General features: G+C 50.3%; 19 protein-coding genes. 8 read left to right on the top strand and 11 right to left on the bottom strand.

Features of this window, described 5'->3' with window-relative positions; translation table 11 throughout:
• Window positions 1–108: 108 nt before the first annotated feature.
• A complete protein-coding gene (bglX, locus tag M979_RS02605) occupies window positions 109–2,406 on the bottom strand; it encodes a beta-glucosidase BglX (protein ID WP_064553766.1) in 2,298 nt (765 codons plus the stop codon).
• A gap of 193 nt (window positions 2,407–2,599) precedes the next feature.
• Here bglX and dld point away from each other — a divergent pair, with 193 nt between their 5' ends.
• Both dld and M979_RS02595 read left to right on the top strand, forming a co-directional pair.
• Window positions 2,600–4,324, top strand: coding sequence for a D-lactate dehydrogenase (gene dld / locus M979_RS02600; RefSeq protein ID WP_064553573.1), 1,725 nt, complete (start codon window positions 2,600–2,602; stop codon window positions 4,322–4,324).
• Window positions 4,325–4,442: 118 nt separating this feature from the next.
• Window positions 4,443–4,994: a GNAT family N-acetyltransferase gene (locus M979_RS02595; protein ID WP_034456499.1), complete on the top strand. Its 552-nt coding sequence runs from the start codon at window positions 4,443–4,445 to the stop codon at window positions 4,992–4,994.
• A 52-nt stretch (window positions 4,995–5,046) separates the two neighbouring features.
• Here M979_RS02595 and pbpG read toward each other — a convergent pair whose 3' ends face one another.
• Together pbpG and M979_RS02585 are read right to left on the bottom strand one after the other, a co-directional pair.
• Window positions 5,047–5,988, bottom strand: a complete 942-nt coding sequence (gene pbpG / locus M979_RS02590; RefSeq protein WP_034456501.1) for a D-alanyl-D-alanine endopeptidase — start codon at window positions 5,986–5,988, stop codon at window positions 5,047–5,049.
• Window positions 5,989–6,245: 257 nt separating this feature from the next.
• The gene (locus M979_RS02585) at window positions 6,246–6,833 is read right to left on the bottom strand and encodes a Yip1 family protein (protein ID WP_034456503.1); all 588 of its coding nucleotides are present in this window, start codon (window positions 6,831–6,833) and stop codon (window positions 6,246–6,248) included.
• A gap of 297 nt (window positions 6,834–7,130) precedes the next feature.
• On the opposite strand from M979_RS02585, the gene M979_RS02580 reads away from it, so the two are divergent.
• Window positions 7,131–8,363, top strand: coding sequence for an MFS transporter (locus M979_RS02580; protein WP_064553571.1), 1,233 nt, complete (start codon window positions 7,131–7,133; stop codon window positions 8,361–8,363).
• A 76-nt stretch (window positions 8,364–8,439) separates the two neighbouring features.
• Window positions 8,440–9,009 carry a DedA family protein gene (locus M979_RS02575; protein WP_064553569.1) on the top strand — a complete coding sequence of 190 codons (570 nt, stop codon included), beginning with the start codon at window positions 8,440–8,442 and terminating at the stop codon, window positions 9,007–9,009.
• Here the strand turns inward: M979_RS02575 and M979_RS02570 are convergent.
• The 3 genes from M979_RS02570 to M979_RS02560 all read right to left on the bottom strand — a co-directional run bounded on the left by M979_RS02570 (window position 9,006) and on the right by M979_RS02560 (window position 11,920).
• A complete protein-coding gene (locus tag M979_RS02570; RefSeq protein WP_064553567.1) occupies window positions 9,006–9,779 on the bottom strand; it encodes an SDR family oxidoreductase in 774 nt (257 codons plus the stop codon). The two genes, M979_RS02575 and M979_RS02570, sit on opposite strands and share 4 nt — an antisense overlap.
• Window positions 9,780–9,844: 65 nt before the next feature.
• On the bottom strand, window positions 9,845–11,290 hold the full coding sequence (mdtQ, locus tag M979_RS02565; RefSeq protein WP_064553565.1) for a multidrug resistance outer membrane protein MdtQ: 1,446 nt from the start codon (window positions 11,288–11,290) through the stop codon (window positions 9,845–9,847).
• A 165-nt stretch (window positions 11,291–11,455) separates the two neighbouring features.
• Complete coding sequence (locus M979_RS02560; RefSeq protein ID WP_064553563.1) at window positions 11,456–11,920, bottom strand: winged helix-turn-helix transcriptional regulator; 465 nt, start codon at window positions 11,918–11,920, stop codon at window positions 11,456–11,458.
• 234 nt (window positions 11,921–12,154) lie between these two features.
• Here M979_RS02560 and M979_RS02555 point away from each other — a divergent pair, with 234 nt between their 5' ends.
• The 4 genes from M979_RS02555 to M979_RS02545 all read left to right on the top strand — a co-directional run bounded on the left by M979_RS02555 (window position 12,155) and on the right by M979_RS02545 (window position 15,398).
• On the top strand, window positions 12,155–13,303 hold the full coding sequence (locus M979_RS02555) for an MFS transporter (protein ID WP_064553764.1): 1,149 nt from the start codon (window positions 12,155–12,157) through the stop codon (window positions 13,301–13,303).
• Between the two features lie 130 nt (window positions 13,304–13,433).
• Window positions 13,434–14,171 carry a class I SAM-dependent methyltransferase gene (locus tag M979_RS02550; RefSeq protein ID WP_064553561.1) on the top strand — a complete coding sequence of 246 codons (738 nt, stop codon included), beginning with the start codon at window positions 13,434–13,436 and terminating at the stop codon, window positions 14,169–14,171.
• Between the two features lie 107 nt (window positions 14,172–14,278).
• Window positions 14,279–14,362: a small membrane protein YohP gene (yohP, locus tag M979_RS23905; RefSeq protein ID WP_072009412.1), complete on the top strand. Its 84-nt coding sequence runs from the start codon at window positions 14,279–14,281 to the stop codon at window positions 14,360–14,362.
• 121 nt (window positions 14,363–14,483) lie between these two features.
• Window positions 14,484–15,398, top strand: a complete 915-nt coding sequence (locus M979_RS02545) for a LysR family transcriptional regulator (protein WP_064553559.1) — start codon at window positions 14,484–14,486, stop codon at window positions 15,396–15,398.
• Window positions 15,399–15,446: 48 nt separating this feature from the next.
• Here M979_RS02545 and M979_RS02540 read toward each other — a convergent pair whose 3' ends face one another.
• The 5 genes from M979_RS02540 to rhlE form a co-directional block, all read right to left on the bottom strand.
• Entirely contained in the window at window positions 15,447–16,847 is a 1,401-nt protein-coding gene (locus M979_RS02540; protein WP_064553557.1) for a glycoside hydrolase family 1 protein, read from the bottom strand.
• A gap of 10 nt (window positions 16,848–16,857) precedes the next feature.
• Window positions 16,858–18,705: a PTS beta-glucoside transporter subunit IIABC gene (gene bglF / locus M979_RS02535; protein ID WP_064553555.1), complete on the bottom strand. Its 1,848-nt coding sequence runs from the start codon at window positions 18,703–18,705 to the stop codon at window positions 16,858–16,860.
• A 143-nt stretch (window positions 18,706–18,848) separates the two neighbouring features.
• Complete coding sequence (licT, locus tag M979_RS02530; protein WP_064553762.1) at window positions 18,849–19,691, bottom strand: BglG family transcription antiterminator LicT; 843 nt, start codon at window positions 19,689–19,691, stop codon at window positions 18,849–18,851.
• A gap of 152 nt (window positions 19,692–19,843) precedes the next feature.
• Window positions 19,844–20,782, bottom strand: coding sequence for a tRNA dihydrouridine(16) synthase DusC (dusC, locus tag M979_RS02525; protein WP_064553554.1), 939 nt, complete (start codon window positions 20,780–20,782; stop codon window positions 19,844–19,846).
• Between the two features lie 68 nt (window positions 20,783–20,850).
• Window positions 20,851–22,212 (bottom strand): ATP-dependent RNA helicase RhlE, encoded by a 1,362-nt coding sequence (rhlE, locus tag M979_RS02520; protein WP_064553552.1) that lies wholly within the window; start codon window positions 22,210–22,212, stop codon window positions 20,851–20,853.
• Window positions 22,213–22,340 lie beyond the last annotated feature (128 nt).

Below are 22,340 nucleotides of genomic sequence, written 5' to 3'. Positions count from 1 at the left end.
ATGGAGTCGCAAAAGTTTAGTCGAGAATTGGCAGGTTGGTGGAGCGAGGTGGTGAGAATTGGAAAAGAGCCGGAAAACCGGCTCTTTATGGGAGGTGTGACCAGAGAATTACTTCAGCTCAAACTCACCCTGCTTCACGCGAGCGGAATCCAGGCCGATAAACACATTAAACTTGCCAGGCTCGGCAACATGTTTCATCTGTGCATTCCAGAATTTCAATGCTTCTACGTCAATCGGGAAAGTCACAGTCTGCGTTTCACCTGGTTTGAGTGAGACTTTCTTAAAGCCTTTCAGCTCCTTGACCGGGCGGCTCATCGATGCGGTGACATCCTGCAAATACATCTGCACCACCGTTTCTCCTTCGCGATCACCAGTGTTTTTCACCTCAACAGAAGCCTCAACTTTGCCGTCTGCTTTCATAGTTGGTGCAGACATTTTCACGTCAGACACGGTAAAGGTGGTGTAACTCAGGCCGTAACCGAATGGATACAGTGGGCCGTTGGCTTCATCAAAGTAGCGAGATGTATATTTGTTTGGTTTTTCCGGGTTGTACGGGCGACCAGTGTTCAGGTGACTGTAGTACGTTGGAATCTGCCCGACAGAGCGCGGGAAGGACATCGGCAATTTGCCTGACGGGTTGTAATCGCCAAACAGGATGTCGGCCACCGCATTACCGCCTTCAGTGCCGCTATACCAGGCTTCCAGCAGCGCATCAGCCTGTTGGTCTTCTTTGACCAGCGCCAGTGGACGGCCATTCATCAGCACCAGCACCAACGGTTTACCGGTCGCTTTCAACGCGGCAATTAAATCACGCTGACTTTGTGGCAGCACCAGATCGGTACGGCTTGAGGCTTCGTGCGCCATGCCTTGCGCTTCACCAACAACAGCAACAACAACATCAGCAGATTTCGCAGTATTAACCGCTTCATCGATCATCGCCTGTGCAGAACGGGTATCAACCGTAACGGCTGGCTCGTACTGGTTGAGGAACTCAACGATGCCTTTTTCATCAGTGACGTTAGCACCTTTGGCAACCACGATTTTGGCTTTGTCACCTACAGCACTTTTGATGCCCTGAAGTACGGTGATGGTTTGATCGGCTACACCAGCAGCTGACCAACTCCCCATCATGTCACGTTTGCTATCAGCCAGCGGGCCAACCACGGCGATAGTGCCAGATTTTTTCAGTGGCAATACATCCAGGCGGTTTTTCAGCAACACCATGCTTTCACGTGCCACTTCGCGAGCTTCTTTACGGTGCAGACGGCTTTCAGCGTTGGTATCTTGCGGGTCGGATTCTTTCGGCCCTAAGTGGCTGTACGGGTCATTAAACAAGCCCATATCGTATTTCACGTTGAGCACATGGCGCGCGGCATCATCGAGTTCAGCCATGGGTACAGCACCACTTTTCACCAGCTCCGGTAAGTATTTGCTGTAGTACTCATCGCTCATACTCATGTTGATGCCAGAGTTCAATGCTACGCGCACCGCATCTTTCGGATCGCTCGCCACACCATGTTTAATCAGCTCTTTAATGGCACCGTGGTCAGAAATGGTAATGCCTTTAAATTTCCACTCATCACGTAGAAGATCTTTAAGCAGCCACGAGTCGGAAGATGCCGGAGTGCCGTTAAGGGAGTTGAGTGCCACCATCACACCACCGCTGCCAGCATCCAGTGCGGCTTTGTATGGCGGCATATAATCGTTGAACAAGCGCTGCGGGCTCATATCAACGGTGTTGTACTCTTTGCCGCCTTCCACTGCGCCATATGCCGCGAAATGCTTCACGCTGGTCATGACTGAGTAACGGTCTGCCGGGCTTTTACCCTGCATCGCTTCAACCATGGTACGACCCATAATTGACGTTAAATAAGTATCCTCACCAAAACCTTCGGAGACGCGGCCCCAACGTGGATCGCGCGACACATCCACCATAGGTGCCCATGTCATGTTCAGGCCATCGTCTGCTGCTTCATAAGCAGACACGCGGCCCACCGTTTTCACGGCGTCCAGATTGAACGAAGAGGCTAAACCGAGGCTGATTGGGAACACCGTACGTTGACCGTGGACCACATCGTAAGCAAAGAATAATGGAATTTTCAGGCGGCTAAGATCCATCACCTGGTCTTGCATAGTACGAATGTCATGACGAGTCACGGTATTGAATATCGCCCCGACTTGCCCATCCTTGATCATCTCGCGAATGGCTTCTTTCGGGTTATCTGGTCCAACACTGATTAAGCGCAACTGGCCGATTTTCTCATCGGTGGTCATTTTCTTCAGCAAATCAGTGACGAATGCGTCACGCGCTTCCGGTGTTAACGGGTGTGGGCCAAACATTTCGTTAGCCAGCGCGGGTTGCAGCGCAAGGCTAACTGCAATACTTACAGAACAGAGCCATTTCATCGACATTACTCTCTTGCTCAAGCCGCCACATAGGGCCGCACGAAGTGATAAGACGTGCAGTGTGCCACAAGGTTACTGCTGTAAGAAGAGTCGCCTCGGTGTTAAATGCTGATTTTCCGAGCGTTTCAGACGATTCATTACCAATTTGCGAGCTATGCTTGAAGACGTCACTATTTTCCCAAGGAGTGGATCAATGTCTAACCCATTTATTACTGAACTAAACCGTCTGGTTGGCAGCCAACATGTCTTAACCGATGCGGCTAAAACCGCGCGTTACCGTAAAGGTTTTCGTTCCGGCCAGGGCGATGCGCTAGCGGTCGTTTTCCCCGGGACGTTACTAGAGTTATGGCGTGTTTTGAGCGCATGCGTCAGCACCGACAAAATTATTCTGATGCAGGCCGCAAATACCGGTCTGACGGAAGGTTCAACGCCAAATGGCAACGATTACGACCGTGAAATTGTCATTATCAGCACCCTACGTCTGGATAAATTGCAGCTGTTAGATGGCGGAAAACAGGTGTTGGCCTTCCCTGGAAGCACCCTGTATCAACTGGAAAAAGCCCTAAAACCATTGGGTCGTGAGCCTCATTCGGTGATTGGCTCATCGTGCATTGGCGCATCGGTGATTGGTGGGATTTGTAATAATTCCGGTGGTTCTCTGGTCAAACGTGGCCCGGCATATACCGAAATGGCGCTATACGCCCGCATTGATGAGCAAGGAAAATTAACGTTGGTGAACCATCTGGGTATCGATCTGGGTGTGACGCCGGAACAGATCCTTGGCAAGCTCGATGACGAGCGCGTGAAACCTGAAAATGTGCTCCATGACCAGCGTCAGGCCTCCGATAAGGATTACGCTGAGCGTGTACGTGATGTAGATGCTGATACCCCATCGCGCTTTAACGCCGACCCAAGCCGCCTGTTTGAAGCCTCTGGCTGCGCCGGAAAGCTTGCGGTATTCGCCGTGCGCCTCGACACTTTTGTGGCAGAAAAACAAAACGAAGTGTTCTACATCGGCACCAATAAACCGGAAGTGCTTACCGAAATCCGCCGCCATATCCTGGCGAATTTTGAAAACCTGCCGGTGGCGGGCGAATACATGCACCGCGATATTTACGATATTGCCGAAGTGTATGGCAAAGACACCTTCATGATGATCGACAAACTCGGCACCGATAAAATGCCGCTGTTCTTTACCCTGAAAGGCCGTACCGATGCGTGGATTGAAAAAGTCCCGTTTGTAAAACCCCACTTCACCGATCGCGTATTACAACGCCTGAGCGGCTGGAGCCCAGGCCACTTACCACCACGTATGAAAGAATGGCGTGGTAAATACGAACACCATCTGCTGTTGAAAATGTCTGGCGAAGGGATTAGTGAGGCCCGTAACTGGCTTGAGAGCTATTTCCAGCAGGCAGAAGGTGGCTTTTTCGTTTGTACACCAACCGAAGGGGCGAAAGCCTTTTTACACCGTTTTGCAGCGGCCGGTGCGGCAGTGCGTTATCACGCCGTACATGCCAACGAAGTGGAGGATATTCTGGCGCTCGATATTGCCCTGCGTCGTAATGACCAGCAGTGGTTCGAGCAATTACCGCCAGAAATCAGCAGCCAAATCAGCCACAGCCTCTATTACGGCCACTTTATGTGCCATGTTTTCCATCAGGATTACATTGTTAAGAAAGGGGTTGATGTCCATGCGTTGAAAGAGCAAATGCTTGAATTATTGCGTACTCGTGGGGCGCAATATCCGGCAGAACATAATGTCGGACATTTGTATGAAGCACCAGAAAGCTTAAAACAATTTTATAAGGCGAATGACCCGACTAATAGCATGAACCCAGGGATTGGAAAAACTACGAAGCACAAATGGTGGGAAGAGCAGGCTTGTAGCCATACGCATCACCACGATCCCCATTAAGTAGAACTGTCAACTGCCAGAACCCGGGCTATTTTTCGCTTATTTTTCGTACTAAATTAAAATGCGACAAGTGGTGTGACCTCACGCCACTTTGATTTTTTACGTACAGGAGCGAGAAATGTCAGTCCTTGAAACAATGCCGTCCGCTCGGATACAGGTTCGTGATGCCACAAGCGATGATATTCCCTCAATCACTGCCATTTATGAATGGCACGTCCTGCACGGCAGGGGATCTTTTGAGGAATCACCACCCACGCTCAGCCAAATGGCAGAACGTTTACAAGCCATACGCAAGCAGGAACTCCCCTGGCTGGTCGCACTGTATAGCGGAATTGTGGTGGGTTATTGCTACGCAACCGTTTATCGCCCTCGCCCGGCGTATCGTTTCACAATCGAGGATTCGGTGTATATCGACGCCAGCATGACCGGACAAGGTATTGGGCGCGAACTGTTAAGCCATCTTATAGAGCGTTGTGAAAACGGGCCATGGCGGCAAATGGTGGCGGTCATTGGCGATGGCGAAAACAATACCGGTTCATGTCGCTTGCACAGCCAACTCGGTTTCGAGGTGGTCGGTCAATTACGTAGTGTGGGGTTTAAGCTTGGCGGGTGGCGGGATACGATAATTATGCAGCGTCCGCTCAATGAAGGCGATTGGACGCTGCCGTAATCCCCTTCAAACTCCAGTCTGCAACTCGAATTTAGGGGATTGTTCAATAATATTAGTCGTCGAGCGCGTTGCCCTGAGTACTATTACTCGCCATCTGCGCAGCTTTTTGCTTTTTATACGCTAATGCCGAGCCTGGAACTGGGGTCACCTTGCCGGTTTCCAGGAAAGAACGCAGACGGTTTGCATCCGCAAAATGGGTATATTTCCCGAACGCATCCAGTACCACCAGTGCCACCGGGCGATTGTTAATCATGGTGCGCATCACTAAACAATGTCCCGCATTGTTAGTAAAGCCGGTTTTAGTCAGCTGGATATTCCATTTATTGTTGTAAACCAAATGGTTGGTATTACGGAACGGCAGCGTGTACGGCGGATTACTGAAAGTAGCCATATCTTCTTTGGTGGTGCTCAACTGGCCGAGCATCGGATATTGCTTGGAGGCAATCAGCAGCTTAGACAAGTCACGTGCCGTAGAAACGTTGTGAATCGAAAGCCCTGTCGGCTCAACATAACGTGTATGAGTCATCCCGAGGGATTTCGCTTTAGCATTCATGGCGCGAATAAATGCGTTATAGCCACCAGGATAATGGTGCGCAAGGCTCGCTGCCGCACGGTTTTCTGAAGACATTAATGCTAATAGCATCATGTCTTTACGGTCAATTTTACTATTCAGGCGCACGCGGGAATAAATTCCTTTCATTTCCGGCGTTTGGCTAATATCGACACTCAGCACTTCATCCATCGGTAACTTCGCATCAAGCACCACCATTGCTGTCATCAATTTGGTAATTGAGGCAATCGGGCGTACCAGATCAGGATGGCTGGAATAGAGAACTTTATTGGTTTGCAGATCGACGATCATGGCACTGCCAGAGGCGATCTCTTGCCCGGTACTGACCTGTTGTACGGTGGTTTTATTCGCGGCCTGGGAAGCGAATGGTACGGCAATCATCAGCGCAAGGCTGAGCAACGATAGACGGATTTTTGTCGACATGGTGACACTTCTGTAAGTATTCAGGTATACCCTTCGTCTTTCAAATTGCAGGTGTGTTGGCTAGTTTCACTCACCAAAATCACTTAGTTGACCAAGCTCATTGGGCTTCGCTTTTTTACCACCTTCCTGCAACAGGAAAGCCATTAGATATATGTAATGGCCCATCAAATCTATTCACTATTCGTATGAATAGATGAGGCGCCAGCATAATACGCTGACGCCCCTGAAAACTGCCACTATTGATTCGTAAATAAGTATCAAAATAGGCGGTAACCATAACCCCAAAGAATAACGCTCAGGGCTAACAATACCTCAAGGACCAGCACGCCAATTGCGAGTGTTGAGCTGGAAAAGCTCATCCCCTCTTCTTTGTTAATGCCAAGGAACTCAGGTACACCTACGTACAACAGGTATCCGGTATAAATAAGGGCGGTGGCCCCAACCAGCACGCATAACCACACCAATGGATACAATGCGACTAAGCCACTGATGAACAGCGGAGTTGCTACGTAACCGGCAAACACCATGCAACGAGCAAGCGACGGGCGATGCGGGTAGTTGCGCGCCATCCACCAGATGACCCGCCCCATGACGGCGACACCAGCCAACATCAGTGCATAAAACAGTACGCCTAAATAGAATCCGGTAAACATCGACAATTGAACGAAGGTGCCATCACCAAAATTCCAGCCAATTTGGGTTGTGCCAATAAAAGCACAGATAACCGGAATGGCCGCCATGATTAATACATGGTGAGTGTAGTGATGTGTTACCGTTTCGTTCTCGCGTTTAATGTCCTGCATTTCACGATTAGGATGGGAAAAAAGCCCCCAGACATGACTCATAACGCCTCCTGACATGCCAAAAAAACCGATTGAGCACAATCAAAGTATAATGCACAGCGGCTTGATTGTTTTTTAATCACCCGAAATTATCTGCATGCCGCAAATAGCAGAATTTATGCCGCCACGTTGACGAAACGGCAAAAGCGTCATATTTAATTGACACCGCCCAATAGTGCTTTATCAGGACAACTCCCCAATGTAATTCCGTAGCCAATAAGCCTGTATCGACACGATGACTTTGTTATTTCTCAACACTGTTGAGAAATGTGTACTTATTGGATTATTACGGAAATCACCATGCTAAAAGCACTATGCCAGGCCCTGGCTGAAAAGCCGTGGCTGCGACTTCTTGGGCTCTCTTTCGTTGTTTCATCTATTGGAAATGGCATAACTTACATTGTCATTTTCAGTGAACTCATTCGCCTGTCAGCGCCAGCAACCTCACTCGCCCTCGCCTACGTTCTTTCAACCGTTCCAGGTTTAATTGGCAGCAAAATAGGCGAGCGTTACTGCCAGAGAACAAACCCCTACCAGATTCTAATAGTGGGAGAATGTTTAGGGATGTTGGGTCTTCTTGCACCATTTAGCGCCGTGATGACGGGTTCTATTCCGCTATTTCTCATTGCCCAGACTGCTTCAGCCTTCACTATCGGTATGACATTCCCGGCAATGAGTAAGATTTTCAAAACGGGACTGAGCGAGAAAGAACTGCCGGTTGCCACTACGCTCGAAACCATCATTTTCGCCTGTTATGTGATTTTTGGCGTTTGTCTGGGTCTGCTGCTGTTGGGGCATATCAGCGTAATGTCATTACTGGTTCTCGATGCTTCAAGCTTTGTCATCGCACTCATATTGCTGAGATTGTCGCGGTCACGTTTCGCGAAAAACTTCATTCAAGTTTCACCCTCGCAAGCGCGCATTAGTTGGCGAACATTGTCAGGCGCACAGCGGCGTGGAATTTTACTTTTGCCACTGCTGGCGTTAACTGCAGCCCCTGCCATGGCACTGCTACCCGCACTGGTTCCTCCAACATTTTCAGGATCTGAGGCGCAAAACATGGCTCTGGCGCTACTTTTTGTCCGCAGTCTCGGGCAGTTAGCAGGGCCTTTACTCTTAAATCCTGAGAAATTTGAGAAAAACAGCAACAGCAATCTGTTGATGGTCAGTTGTCTTTTCGCCTTTATTACCTGCTACGGGTTAGTCCCCTTTTCACCGTCAAAATATCTGGCGCTGGCGTTTATTTTTATGGCTCACTTATTCTCAAACGTGGTGTTTTCACTGGCGATTTATACCATCCTGAAGAAGTTTGATGAGGTTCATATCTCAGCTGCAATGGCAAAAAGTTATCGGTTACAGATGGTGGTAACTGCATTGGTTTCCATAGGCGCGGGTTACGGTGCTCAGTACTTTGGCGTGGTGTTTTCACTGTATTTATTCAGCGGAACAGGGTTTGTATTGATAGTGATGCTTTCTTTAGGCGAGCGTTGGCTTAAACAAAAGCCGGTGAATTTCCGACCTGAGCAGCAGTAAGGAAGACAACACCCAGAAGCGTCGTAACAACCGCTATACTGATGTTGTAGAAGAACAAGGAGTTACATCATACATCGTGGATATTAATAATCTGATTGAGCATTACGGCTACGCCGCACTGGTTGTGGGTAGCATGGCGGAAGGGGAAACAATTACGCTGCTGGGCGGCGTGGTGGCACACCAGGGGCTGCTCAAATTCCCGCTGGTGGTGCTGTCTGTGGCGCTTGGGGGCATGATTGGCGATCAACTGCTGTATCTGGTTGGCAGGCGTTTTGGTGGTTCAATTTCGGAGCGTTTTAAAAAGCATCAAAAGAAGATCACTAAGGCTAAGAAGCTGATAAACCGCCACCCTTACTGGTTTGTGATAGGTTCGCGCTTTATGTACGGTTTTCGTGTGATTGGGCCGATTTTAATCGGAGCCAGCCGCCTGCCCCCGAAAATATTCCTGCCTCTTAACATCATAGGCGCATTAATTTGGGCAACGCTTTTCACCACGCTAGGTTATGTGGGCGGTGAGGTTGTTGGCCCGTGGCTGCATAACCTGGACCAACATATTAAGCACTGGATTTGGTTGCTCGGCGTGGTCGCCTTAGTGTGGCTGGTGCGATTGTGGTTTAAACACCGCGAGAGCCGGGAGCAAGACTAATCTTTCGGTTTGAAATGCGGGTTGGCAAACATAAAACCGCCGTCGACGATAAACGATTGCCCGGTGGTATAGCTGGCGCTTTCTGAACAAAGCCACGCGACCAGGCTGGCTATTTCCTCGGTATCCCCCGCTCTCCCTAGTGGGATTTCCGGGATTTTGCTCCCCGCACCGTCACCTTCTTTCATGTCGTTCATCGGCGTGGCGACAGCCCCAGGAGCGACGGCATTGACCAGGATTTTATGGTGCACAAGCTCCATGGCCATCGATTTAGTTAATCCACCCAATGCGTGTTTTGCCGCAGTATAAGCACATGCTTCAGGAAGCGGCGTGTGCTCGTGAACAGACGTGATATTCACGATTCGCCCGCCCTCACCTTGCGAAACCATCGCGCGAGCCACTTTTTGTGAGCAGAGAAATGCGCCGTCCACATCGACAGTAAAAAGTTTACGCCACTCTTCGAGTGTGACATCAAGGAAAGGATTTTTGCTCATTGCCCCCGCATTATTCACCAGCGCATCAACACGCCCGAAACGGCTAATAAGTTCATCAATGCCTGCTGCTCCGTCCGGGAGATTGGCTAAATCAAGCTGCACAGTTTCGGCTCGTCGCCCAAAACCTCTTACCTGGTCTGCCGTTTCTTGCGCGCCCTGTTCATCGGAGTGCCAGGTGATACCCACGTCATAGCCCTGCTGCGCGAGAAGCAGGGCACATTTTTTGCCAATTCCTGAATCCGACGCCGTGACGATAACGACTTTGTTAGCCTTAGACATCACCACCTCCAGACTACTTTTTGACCTGTAGGTAATTATAGAAGGTGGCGAAAAAGATGTGTCCGTTACGCAGTTCCCGCCCGGTAACCACCGCCTAATGCAGAGACTAACTGCACATCAGCGTTCAGCCACTGGCCGTGGAGCTCAATAGCTTTTGCCTGTTCTGACAAATCTGGCAGTGTTGCGGCACTCATTCTGGCACTCGAAATAAGACCCGCTTTATAACGCGCCGTGGCGAGAGTTTTCAGTTTTTGCGTACCTTTCAAAATAGTGAGTTGATGCTCATTTTCCGCGGCAACCGCATTTAGCTGGCTGGCCGCTTTCGTCACATCATTTACCGCTCCAACCACGGCTTTGTTATAGCTGGCAATTGACAAATTACTTTCTGCTCGCACGATATCGAGATTGGCATTGAGTCGGCCACTATCAAAGATAGGCAGCGTGAAGCCCCCGATCACCCCCATTTGCTGAGCGGAACCACGGAACAAATCACTTAAATGCAACGCATCGTTTTGCAGGAAGGCGCCCAGGTTAACGTCTGGATAAAATGCTGCTTTGGCAGCCTCAACACTGCTCAATGAAGATTCGATGTACCAGTGTGCTTCCTGGAGATCGGGACGGCGAGCCAGCAGTTCGTAACCTATATGGTCTGGCATACGGCTTTTCACTTCCGGCAGCAGTGCGGGTTTAATATTTTCGGCTGCATGAGCGTCGCCAGTAATGGCGGCGAGTTGCGCTTTAGCCATATTGATACGCCCGTCGATATCATCGATTTGCTGCTGGGTTTTCACGAAATCGATATTGTTTTCCACGCCATCAACCGATGAATTTATCCCCTCGTCGTACAGCTTAAGCTCAACATCAACGATACTTTTCTGAGCCGCCAGCGTTTGCTGTTTCACATCTTTTAGTGCCAGCAGAGTCTGCATATCCCAATATAAACGCACCACATTTGCCGAAATAACCTGTTTCGCCTGGGCCATTTCTGCCTGTTTCGCCCTCATGACACCCACTTTAGCTTCAACTTCCGAGCGGTTCTTACCCCATAAATCCAGATCCCAACTGGCGGTCAGCCCAAAAGTACCGTTGGTGTAGTACGGGCCAGTAGTGCCCGCTGCCGGGTCTGTCAGGGCAAACGGCCCCATAACCCCCTCCTGGGACATTTTCTGGCGCTCAATATTGGCCGAGAAATCCATCTGCGGCCCGTCGCTTGCCTCCTGCATTTGCGTCTGAGCCTGGGCAAGCTTAATGCGTTGTTGCACAACGGCGAGATCCGGTGAGTCTTTGAGTGCGCGTTCTACAAGCCTGTCTATTTGACTATCGTGGTAACCCCGCCACCAATCACTACCCGGCCAGCCGTGAGCCAGCTCAGGCGGAAGTTTGGTATCAAGCTGCTGTGGAGGTGTTTTTTGAGCCAGAGGCGCATCGTCATTGTGCATTGGCGCACAGCCAGACAAAACGATCATGAACGCGACACCAGCCGCCGCGAGAGGGAAACGTGAGGAAGTCATAATTAGCCACAGAGTAATAGAAAGGGCTCAAGTTACGCATTCCGGGACTAAAAAGTTTAGGTAACAGTGGCAATACACATGGGGTAAATAAGGGTTACAACTTGAAATTAATTCACGGAAATTATTATTAACATACTAAATATAACCATGATTACTATATTCTCTTCAGGCACTGTCCTCTTCTTTAACCATAAGGCGTCTGTGGCAGTCTCCAGGCTCGAGTTTTTTCCCCTGAGTTGAACGCACTTCTAGTGGCAAAATGGTTTGTTCAAGCTCGTTATCCAGCAACACAGAGTGCGTCTCTCCTTTTTCGAACATGTAACGCTCACCCCACTGGCGCATAGCAATAACGATAGGAAAGACGGAACGGCCGCATTCTGTGAGTACATATTCTTTATAAGCACTACCGTCTGAGGCTGGACATATCTCTAGCACCCCAAGTTCGACCAAATGCTTCAACCGCGCAGCCAGAATATTTTTGGCCAGACCCAGGTTTTTCTGAAACTCGCTGAAACGGCGAACATCGTCAAATGCTTCACGAATTATCATCAAACACCATCGCTCGCCAATCGCCTCTAAAGTCCTTGCGACAGGGCATTCGCTACCTGTGAGTGATTCCTGTTTAGCCATCTGAGCTTCCTTTTAATCTGCGTACTTATCTATCGAGAGCATAATCGCAAAATAAACTGGTTGCAAAAAAAAACCACCACTGATAAAAACGATTAACCTGGTTGCTAAAAGAAACCACAATTCCACTGGAAATTAATGATGAATACGAAACCAGTCGTTAAAGAAGAAAGAGCAGCCCCGCTTGTTGTTACACAAACAGAAGATAGTAATCAAAACCAGACACAGGCTGCCCCTTTGTTAACACCGGGTCTCACCCTTCTCTTTTCATTGACGTCTGCACTTGCCGTCGCGAATGTTTATTTCGCGCAGCCTCTTCTCGAATCTATGGCAAAAAGCCTCAACGTACAGTCAGCTGCAATCGGTATGGTTGTGACAATGACTCAGATTGGATATGGAGCAGGCCTGCTTTTTATCGTTCCCCTTGGCGATATCGTTAATCGTAAATATCTCGTCATTACCCAACTCATGCTTTTAGCGACAGCATTGTTCATTGCTGGTTTCTCTCAGAACTGGGCAACATTTCTTGGAGCGATGGTTTTTGTCGGGCTTATGGCAGTGGTCGTTCAGATAATGGTGGCCTATACGGCTTCGCTGGCGGCGGCGCACCAGAGAGGAAAAGCCATCGGTACTGTGACAAGTGGCGTAGTACTGGGCATTCTCCTGGCTCGTTTTACATCAGGTGTTATCGCTGATCTTGCGGGGTGGCGTGCCGTGTATCTCAGCTCAGCCTGCCTCATGCTAATGATGGCTGGCGTACTTTACAAAGCAATCCCCTCTTCCCCACAGCCCCTGATGAAGAGTTCTTATTGGGTACTTTTGAAGTCAGTACTCATGCTATTTATAACCGAACCAACCTTAAGAGCCAGAGGGATATTTGCCCTGCTTATTTTTGCCGCTTTCAGCGTATTGTGGACATCCATGGTCTTACCGTTAAGCGCGCAATCGCTCTCACATACACAGATAGGGATGTTTGGTCTGGCAGGTATTGCGGGGGCATTAGCTGCGTCAAAAGCCGGGAAGTGGGCCGATCGGGGCATGGGGCAACGTACTACAGGCTTATCACTAGCCCTATTACTCCTTTCCTGGTTACCCATCGCATTCGCAGAAACATCACTTGTACTGCTAATTATCGGCGTCATCGTTCTGGATTTCGCCGTACAAGCAGTCCACGTGACAAACCAGAGCCTTATATTTTCTGCAAGACCTAATGCACACAGCAGCCTGGTCGGGGCCTATATGTGCTTTTATTCGTTGGGCAGCGCACTGGGAGCCATTGCCTCAACCCAGTTCTACTCACTTTGGGGTTGGGGGGCAGTATGCGCGTTAGGTGCGGGAATCAGTGCGGCAGCTTTGCTTTTCTGGTTATATTCACATCAAGAATGAAATCACATCCAGGTTGGTGACTTTTCTATAGGTATACTTTGGGCAGTTCAGCGTCTCACTATCAGGTTGTTCATACTGGTTTCTACGTGCAGGCAACCTGCCAATTATGGTTTTGCGAACAGGAGTTGCAATGACACAAAATATCTATGATAACCCCGCATTTTTTGAAGGATACGCCACGCTCGACCGCTCAATTAAAGGGCTGGATGGCGCACCGGAATGGTCAAGCATGCAAAAGCTGCTTCCTCCGCTCAAGGGAAAAACAGTCGTGGATTTAGGCTGCGGCTATGGCTGGTTTTGCCGCTACGCCCGTGACCAGGGAGCAGCGAATGTGCTCGGGCTCGATGTATCAGTGAAAATGCTGGAAAAGGCGCAAGAGATGACAACCGACGCAGGTATTGAATATCGCCGTGAAGATCTCGAGCAGTTGCAGCTTGAAGCGCAAAGCGTTGATCTGTTCTACAGCTCACTGGCACTGCATTATCTGGAAAATATTCCCGCGCTTTTTGCCACGCTTTATCAGACTCTGGTACCTGGCGGCATGCTGGTATTCTCTGCAGAACATCCTATTTATACCGCACCGCTACAGCAGGGCTGGCTGTCTGACCCGAACGGGCAAAAATCCTGGCCGGTGAATCACTACCAGCAAGAAGGCGAGCGCATCAGTAACTGGTTTGCCGACTGTGTTAAAAAGCAGCATCGCAAGCTTTCAAGCTGGATAAACGCTCTTATCACCAGCGGATTTGTCCTCGAGAAACTTGATGAGTGGGGGCCAGGTGCTGAGCAGATCGCGCAAAACACGGCACTTGATGAAGAAAAAGAGCGCCCGATGATTTTCCTGCTCGCCGCACGTAAACCCCTAATCTAACAACCTTCAATTTATCTTAGTTTCCACTTTCGGGGAGGCAACTCCCCGCGTTTGTGCTTATCCTTGCCTATACTCTTTAAACACGAGTCATAAAATAGGAAGCATTGATGAAAATTATTCTATGGGCAGTTTTGATTATCTTTATTATTGGCTTACTGGTCGTGACTGGCGTGTTTAAAATGATTTTCTGATATCTGCGGGTGCCACTCTGGTGGCACCCCTTTGTTTTTACCCTCCTTCGATTTAAATCCCCCTGCACTTGCGAACCCTGGTGGCGAAGCATTATTATCACTCCAATTGATTGGAGAAATAATGACTATCAAAGAAAGTGATTTTCGCAAAATTGACCTCAACCTGCTGATTGCCTTTGCGGTGTTATTTCGCGAACAAAGCGTCTCTTTGGCGGCTGACAAGCTGCATCTGGGACAGCCTGCGGTGAGCGGCTCGCTTGCTCGCCTACGAGAGATGTTCGACGACCCACTATTTATTCGTAGCGGGCACCGTATGCAACCTACCTCACGAGCGACTGAACTGCATAGCGAACTGATGCCGCTGCTTGAACAATTGCAAAGCGCACTGTTCCAACAGGCACAGTTCAATCCTGCAAATGCAAAAGCAACAGTTACCATCGGCATGACAGACTGGGTAGAGATGTGGTTAATGCCGCAACTTCTTCCTGCATTGCGTGAAGAGGCTCCCGGTGTACGCCTTAATGTGGTGGCAAGCGATCCTTTCACTGATTCACAACGTCTGGAAGGTGGCGAGCTGGATATGATCATCAGCGTGGCGAATCAGTCCGCGCGCTGGATGGAGCGTGAACAGTTGAGTGCAATGGAGTTTGTCACTCTCTGGAATCCCACTCAGCTACAGCTCGAGGCGCCACTAAGTGCTGAAACATATGCCGCGCAGCAACATGTCCTGGTGAGCTACCGTGAAGCCTCCAGCAGCCACATCGACACATTGTTAGCCAGGCAGGGTCTAAAACGTGAGATTAGCTACACCACGCCACACTTCTCCGCATTACCGGGTTTGCTAAGCATGATGCCCGTCCTTGCGACCGTGCCGCAGGGGCTTTGTGAAAGTTGGCAGAAAACATGGGGATTACGTAGCAGCCCTGTTCCGCTGGAGATGATCCCGTTTGATGTGGCATTGCTATGGCATCAACGCCATAACAGTGACGCGGCGCTGATGTGGGTTCGTGGGTTTATTAAGCGGTTGGTGGGTTAAGGTTATTTAAAATAAAATGCCATCCGCCAAATGTCGGATGGCGCAAGTTTATTCGACCGACTTCAGACTCGCCCCATTACTGGCAATCACTTCTTTATACCAATTGAAGCTTTTCTTACGGCGGCGCTCAAGGGTGCCGTTGCCCTGGTCGTCGCGATCGACATAGATAAAGCCGTAGCGCTTTGATAACTCTGCTTTCGATGCACTCACCAGGTCAATTGGCCCCCAGCAGGTGTAGCCCAGCACTTCAACACCATCTTCAATCGCTTCGCGCACCTGCACCAGGTGGTCGTTGAGGTAGCTGATACGGTAGTCATCATGCACCGTGCCATCGGCTTCGAGCTTGTCTTTAGCACCAAGGCCGTTTTCAACAATAAACAGGGGTTTCTGATAACGATCCCACAGCTTGTTGAGCAAGATACGCAAGCCAACTGGGTCAATTTGCCAACCCCACTCGGAACTCGGCAGGTGCGGGTTGGGCACCATATTGAGGATATTGCCACGCGCCTTCTCATTGAGAGCTTCATCAGAAGTGACACAACCCGTCATGTAATAGCTAAACGAAATAAAGTCGATTGTGGTTTTCAACGCTTCGCGGTCGCTATCTGAGATCTCAAGCTTAATGCCGTTGTCGCGGAAGTAACGCAGCATATAGCCTGGATATTCACCCCGGCACTGCACATCACCAAAGAACAACCAGTTGCGGTTTTCCTGCATGGTTTCGAGCACGTCTTCTGGCTTGCAGCTTAGCGGATAAACCAGGCCACCAAGTAGCATGTTACCGATACGCGCATCCGGAATGATTTCGTGGCAGGCTTTTACGGCCAACGCACTGGCGACCAGTTGATGGTGAATCGCCTGATAAATATCTGTCTTACTGCTGCTCTCACTTAGCCCAACGCCAGTCATTGGCGCATGCAGCGACATGTTGATTTCGTTAAACGTCAGCCACAGCTTCACTTTATTTTTATAACGCGTAAAGACGGTGCGGGCGTAACGTTCAAAGAAGGTGATGACTTCACGATTGCCCCAACCGCCATAATTTTTCACCAGTCCCCACGGCATTTCGTAGTGGGACAGCGTCACCATTGGCGTGATGTTATGTTGCGCCAATTCATCAAACAAACGGTCGTAATAGGCAAGGCCCGCTTCATTTGGCTGAGTTTCGTCCCCTTGTGGGAAAATACGCGTCCATGCAATGGAGACTCGCAGGCAGCTAAAGCCCATTTCAGCAAACAGTGCGATATCCTCTGGATAGCGGTGGTAGAAATCAATGGCGACGTCTTTAATGCCAAAATCCCCAGGTTTACGTTCGGCAACATCACCAAATACGCCATGCGGCTGAACGTCGGACGTTGAAATCCCCTTCCCGTCTTCCTGCCACGCGCCTTCTACCTGATTGGCGGCAATTGCCCCGCCCCACAAAAACTTCTCAGGAAATGCTTTCATCTACTTCTCCTTAATGTTGAACCGTCAGGAACGGCATGCCCGAATCAATCGAATGGTTATTGGTCAAACGTGTCACTGCTGAGTATTCATCGCTATTGCTGATAATCACTGGCGTCGCCAGATCGTATCCGGCATCCAGGATGGCCTGCCTGTCGAATTCAATGAGCAGGTCGCCTGGCTTAATTTTGTCCCCCACTTTCACATGGGTAGTGAAGTGCTGACCGTTCAGTTTTACCGTATCAATACCAATGTGAATGAGAACTTCAATGCCGCTATTGCTAAGCAAGCCAATGGCATGGCGAGTCTGGAATAACGAGGCTACCTCGCCATAGAAAGGTGCGATAACTTTGCCAGTGAGTGGGATGATTGCCGCCCCCTCACCGAGTAAACCACTGGCGAAGGTGGAATCAGGGACCTGATCCATCGCCAGAACGGTGCCGCTCATTGGTGCAAGAATGTCGTTCTCACTCGTGCTCGTCGCAACCTTCCGTGTGGTTTCGCTGCGCGGTAATCCCGCAAAATAGGTCAGCCCGCAAGCCAGCACCAAAGCCACAAACATCCCAATAACCGCGCCCCACACGCTGGCATCAATACCGCCTGGCGGAATCATTTGCGCGATGGTGAAGATATTGGCAAAGCCAAATGAGTAGACGTTACTGTGGCTGAGTCCAACGATGGCACCACCAAACGCCCCTGCTACACAGCCGAAAATAAACGGACGACGATTCGGCAGTGTGACGCCATAAACTGCGGGTTCAGTGATACCAAATATCCCGGCACTCACCGCTGAACCCGCCAGCATTTTCAGGCGGGTATCACGGGTTCGCAGGAAGACGCCGAGACAGGCGCCAACCTGCCCCATAATCGCCGGCAGCAGCAGCGGCAACAGTGTGTCGTGCCCAAATACCGATAAATTGTTAATCATCAGCGGCACCATGCCCCAGTGCAGGCCGAAGATCACGCACACCTGCCAGATAGCCCCCATCACGGCACCAGCAAGCCAGGGAGCAAAGGCGTAAATAGCCTGATATCCATGCGCCAGCATCTGGCTAAGCCAGGTTGCCGCCGGACCAATCAACAGGAAAGTCAACGGTACGGTAATCGCGAGGCAAAACAGTGGAGTAAAGAAATTACGTACCGCAGAAGGCAGCAGTTTGTTGCCCTGCTTTTCCACCCAACAACTTACCCATGCTGCAAAAATAATGGGGATAACCGATGAGCTGTAGTTAATGAAAGTAATAGGTATGCCGAGGAAATATTCAGTGGCAGCGCCCGCATCTAATGCCTGCATCACCACCGGGTGGGTTAACGCGCCACCAATGGCCATGGTAATAAATGGATTTCCGCCAAATTTCTTGCCTGCGGTATAACCGAGGACCAGCGGGAAGAAATAAAACAGTGCGTCGCTTGCCGCAAACCACAGCTTGTAAGTACCGCTATCGGTCGCCAACCAGCCGAACACCACCGCCATAGCCAGTAAGCCTTTGAGAATACCGGAGGCCGCCATCACGCCAATAAACGGGGTGAAAACTGCCGAGACAATATCAATCAACCGGCTGAGCAGAGTCACTTTTTCGCCCGATACCTGTTCTTGTTGGGTCGTATCTTCTGTAATCCCCGCCTCAGCGCATACAGCGTTGTAAACATCATGGACGTGGTTACCAATCACCACCTGGAACTGACCGCCACTTTCCACCACCATAATCACATCAGGATTCTTTTTGAGCGCCTCAGCAGCGGCTTTTTTCTGGTCTTTTAACTTAAAACGCAGCCGTGTAGCGCAATGCACCAGGCTTGCTATATTCTCGCGCCCACCAACATGGGTCAGAATGTCTCTGGCAACCTCTTGATATCCCATAATGCTTTCCTTTCACCTTTCGGCACGTGTGTCTTGAGTAAAAAAAAACCTGAGACCAGCCTCCCGTCAAGGGAAGCCAGTACTCAGGTTTTGCCTGCCGCAGCAGTAACAATCCGTTTTTATCGCACGTCTACGACGCGCCTTTATGAAACTTTAAGACTCTCTTTACGCACTCGCTCAATGTGAATTGCGAGAAACATAATTTCTTCCGTCGTCAGTTCGCGCTGATATTCAGTCACCAGATGACGGCTAATTTTTTCAGCGCAGCGCCAGGCGTGGGGATAATTATCTTTCACCGCCGCATGGAGCGTTAAGTCATCATCTGCCACCACGTTGCGACTTAGCATCCGCTGGGCGAAAAACTTAAGATGCGTAACAAAGCGCTGATAACTCAAACTATCTTCGTCATACTCAAACCGTAGCTGATACTTTACGATTTGCAAAATCTCCTGCATGACCCGCGTAACATGCATCACTTCCGGCATTTCACTGTTTAGCTGCGCAGTGACCAGATGCAGCGCGATAAACCCGGCCTCATCTTCAGCGAGCTGCACATTAAGCCGTTTTCCAATCAGCTCTACGGCTTCCTGACCCAGCAGAAACTCTTTGGGGTAAAGGCGCTTAATTTCCCAAAGCAGCACGTTACGGATTGTCACCCCTTTCTTATGCCGCTCAATGGCAAAATGGCAGTGGTCGGTCAGCGTGATATAGAGGCTATCTTGTAACTTGCCCAATTTCTGGCGCGAAAACTCGATAATACGATCGCAGGTCGTCATTACTTCCAGCGGGATTTGGCTTAACAGCTCTCCTAAACGCGCTACCAGTTCATCGCTTTTCAGGGCAAACACTTTCTCGATCTTGTCGTTTTCCAGAGTGTCGCCAATATGCTTCTGAAAACCCAGACCCCGCCCCATAACCACTTGTTCACGTCCGTGTTCGTCAAGAATCACCACAACATTGTTATTGAGTATTTTGGCGATTTTCATCAGTACCCCAGAAACAAAAAAACCTGACATCCGGCAGGAGCCAGAAAATCAGGTTTTGCCTGCCGCAGCAGTAACAATCCAACAACGACACTCTATCAGCTTCGAAACATCACTCAAATGAATGAATTGAAAATCGTGACGAAGATCGCGGCTTAACCTGCCGGGTGACAAATCACCCGGGCGATGTCCGCAGAATGCTTGAGTGTACGAATCTCAGTAAACAAGTCCGTTGCTTCAACATATTCTTTACGCAAGTAACCCAGCCACTGTTTGATACGCGCAACGTGATACATACCGGTATCGCCCTGTTTTTCCAGCTGGCTATATTTTTGCAGAAGTTTTACTACTTCCGGCCATGGCATACGTGGCTCGTTGTATTTGATCACGCGGCTTAAATTGGGAATATTCAGCGCACCTCGGCCAATCATCACGGCATCACAGCCCGTTGCCGCCATGCAATCTTGTGCACTTTGCCAGTCCCAGATTTCGCCATTGGCAATCACCGGGATCGATAACCGCCTGCGGATTTCACCAATCGCCGCCCAGTTAATACGTTCGGCTTTGTAGCCATCTTCTTTGGTGCGCCCATGAACGACAAGTTCGGTGGCACCCGCCTGCTGCACCGCATCAGCAATTTCAAACTGCCGTGCGTCGCTGTCCCAACCGAGTCGAATTTTAACGGTGACGGGTAAGTGCGCAGGTACGGCTTCACGCATCGCTTTCGCACCACGGTAAACCAGGTCGGGGTCTTTGAGCAGTGTAGCGCCACCACCACTGCCATTCACCAGTTTGGATGGGCAGCCGCAGTTAAGATCAACGCCCCAGGAACCCAGCTCCACCGCACGCGCAGCGTTTTCAGCCAGCCATTGCGGATGTTGCCCCAGGAGTTGAATACGAACTAACGTACCGGAGGATGTACGACTCGCCTGATGAAGTTCAGGGCAAAGTTTATGGAAGGATTTTGCCGGCAAAAGCTGGTCGACCACGCGCAAGAACTCGGTGATACACAAGTCGTAGTCATTAACCTCTGTCAGCAGTTCACGAACCAGTGAGTCGAGAACCCCTTCCATCGGCGCGAGTAGTACACGCATAGCGTTTTTCCGGTAAAAAAAGAGGCGCTATGTTAGCGCCTCTGTTTGAGTTGGCAAAGCCTAATTAATTATGCTGATGCAGGCTTACGAGCTGGGCGGCGACGGGCATTGCTACCAGCTGGTTTAGCGGCACCATCAGCCTGTGGGCGTGATGGACGACGCGGAGCGCTGCTGCGATCGGATGATGCACCGCCATTGCCGCCACGACGTTGACCCTGACCACCGCCGTTGCCACGACCGCCGCCACGCTGCTGCTGGCGACCGTTCACGATAGGTTCGGCAGGAATCGACGGGTCGACTTCATAACCAGGAATCGCCATACGCGGTACTTCACGCTTGAGCACACGTTCGATGTCGCGCAACAGTTTGTGTTCATCAACACAAACTAAAGACAACGCTTCGCCAGTTGCTGCTGCACGGCCAGTACGGCCAATACGGTGCACGTAATCTTCCGGCACGTTTGGCAGTTCGTAGTTCACAACATGTGGCAGTTCTTCGATATCAAGACCACGCGCGGCAATGTCAGTTGCCACCAGCACACGAATGCCACCGTTTTTGAAGTCAGCCAATGCACGAGTACGCGCACCCTGGCTCTTGTTACCGTGGATAGCCGCAGCAGTGATGCCGTCTTTACCCAACTGTTCTGCCAGGTGGTTGGCGCCATGCTTGGTACGAGTAAACACCAGCACTTGCTGCCAGTTACCTTCACCAATCATCTGTGACAGCAGTTCTCTTTTACGTTTCTTATCTACGAAATGAACGTGTTGAGTCACTTGCTCTGAAGCGGTGTTGCGGCGCGCCACGGAAACTTCTTCCGGATTGTGCAGCAACTTCTCAGCCAGACCTTTAATGTCGTCAGAGAAGGTCGCAGAGAACAGCAGGTTCTGGCGGCGCGCAGGCAATTTAGCCAGCACACGACGGATATCGTGGATAAAGCCCATATCCAGCATACGGTCGGCTTCATCCAGCACCAGGATTTCTACCTGATCGAGTTTCACAGCGTTCTGGTGTTCCAGATCTAACAGACGGCCAGGTGTCGCCACCAGTACATCTACACCGCTGCGCAGTTTCATCATCTGCGGGTTAATGCTCACGCCGCCGAAAACCACCAGCGAACGGATATCTAAATACTTGCTGTAGTCACGCACATTTTCGCCAATCTGAGCGGCAAGCTCACGAGTTGGGGTCAGGATGAGCGCACGAACCGGGCGACGACCTTTGGCATGCGGTTGTTTGTCTACCAGGCGCTGCAAGAGCGGCAAGGTAAAGCCTGCTGTTTTGCCAGTACCGGTTTGGGCACTAGCCATCAGGTCACGACCTGCTAAGACGACCGGGATCGCCTGGCGTTGAATAGGGGTAGGCTCACGATAGCCCTGCTCTTCCACTGCACGCAGAATATCGGCGTTCAGGCCGAGAGAATCAAAAGACATAGGTACTCCAGAATCGCCCTGACCGCGAGGTGCGGTGTAGTTTCCAGGGGTTCATATGACGCCAGTCATTCTGGCGCGAGAGAGGGGCACAAACCACGGTGCCGTAAGCCGCGCAGTGTAACAGGTTT

Origin of the sequence: Buttiauxella noackiae ATCC 51607, from assembly GCF_001654865.1 — a bacterium.
Classification (GTDB): Bacteria; Pseudomonadota; Gammaproteobacteria; order Enterobacterales; family Enterobacteriaceae; genus Buttiauxella; species Buttiauxella noackiae.
This window is presented reverse-complemented; position numbering and strand designations above follow the sequence as displayed.

Excerpts from the sequence above, each read along its gene's own strand:
- bglX (WP_064553766.1), bottom strand. The coding sequence starts at position 2,406 with ATGAAATGGCTCTGTTCTGTAAGTATTGCAGTTAGCCTTGCGCTGCAA.
- dld (WP_064553573.1), top strand. The coding sequence starts at position 2,600 with ATGTCTAACCCATTTATTACTGAACTAAACCGTCTGGTTGGCAGCCAA.
- M979_RS02595 (WP_034456499.1), top strand. The coding sequence starts at position 4,443 with ATGTCAGTCCTTGAAACAATGCCGTCCGCTCGGATACAGGTTCGTGAT.
- pbpG (WP_034456501.1), bottom strand. The coding sequence starts at position 5,988 with ATGTCGACAAAAATCCGTCTATCGTTGCTCAGCCTTGCGCTGATGATT.
- M979_RS02585 (WP_034456503.1), bottom strand. The coding sequence starts at position 6,833 with ATGAGTCATGTCTGGGGGCTTTTTTCCCATCCTAATCGTGAAATGCAG.
- M979_RS02580 (WP_064553571.1), top strand. The coding sequence starts at position 7,131 with ATGCTAAAAGCACTATGCCAGGCCCTGGCTGAAAAGCCGTGGCTGCGA.
- M979_RS02570 (WP_064553567.1), bottom strand. The coding sequence starts at position 9,779 with ATGTCTAAGGCTAACAAAGTCGTTATCGTCACGGCGTCGGATTCAGGA.
- mdtQ (WP_064553565.1), bottom strand. The coding sequence starts at position 11,290 with ATGACTTCCTCACGTTTCCCTCTCGCGGCGGCTGGTGTCGCGTTCATG.
- M979_RS02560 (WP_064553563.1), bottom strand. The coding sequence starts at position 11,920 with ATGGCTAAACAGGAATCACTCACAGGTAGCGAATGCCCTGTCGCAAGG.
- M979_RS02550 (WP_064553561.1), top strand. The coding sequence starts at position 13,434 with ATGACACAAAATATCTATGATAACCCCGCATTTTTTGAAGGATACGCC.
- yohP (WP_072009412.1), top strand. The coding sequence starts at position 14,279 with ATGAAAATTATTCTATGGGCAGTTTTGATTATCTTTATTATTGGCTTA.
- M979_RS02545 (WP_064553559.1), top strand. The coding sequence starts at position 14,484 with ATGACTATCAAAGAAAGTGATTTTCGCAAAATTGACCTCAACCTGCTG.
- M979_RS02540 (WP_064553557.1), bottom strand. The coding sequence starts at position 16,847 with ATGAAAGCATTTCCTGAGAAGTTTTTGTGGGGCGGGGCAATTGCCGCC.
- bglF (WP_064553555.1), bottom strand. The coding sequence starts at position 18,705 with ATGGGATATCAAGAGGTTGCCAGAGACATTCTGACCCATGTTGGTGGG.
- licT (WP_064553762.1), bottom strand. The coding sequence starts at position 19,691 with ATGAAAATCGCCAAAATACTCAATAACAATGTTGTGGTGATTCTTGAC.
- dusC (WP_064553554.1), bottom strand. The coding sequence starts at position 20,782 with ATGCGTGTACTACTCGCGCCGATGGAAGGGGTTCTCGACTCACTGGTT.
- rhlE (WP_064553552.1), bottom strand. The coding sequence starts at position 22,212 with ATGTCTTTTGATTCTCTCGGCCTGAACGCCGATATTCTGCGTGCAGTG.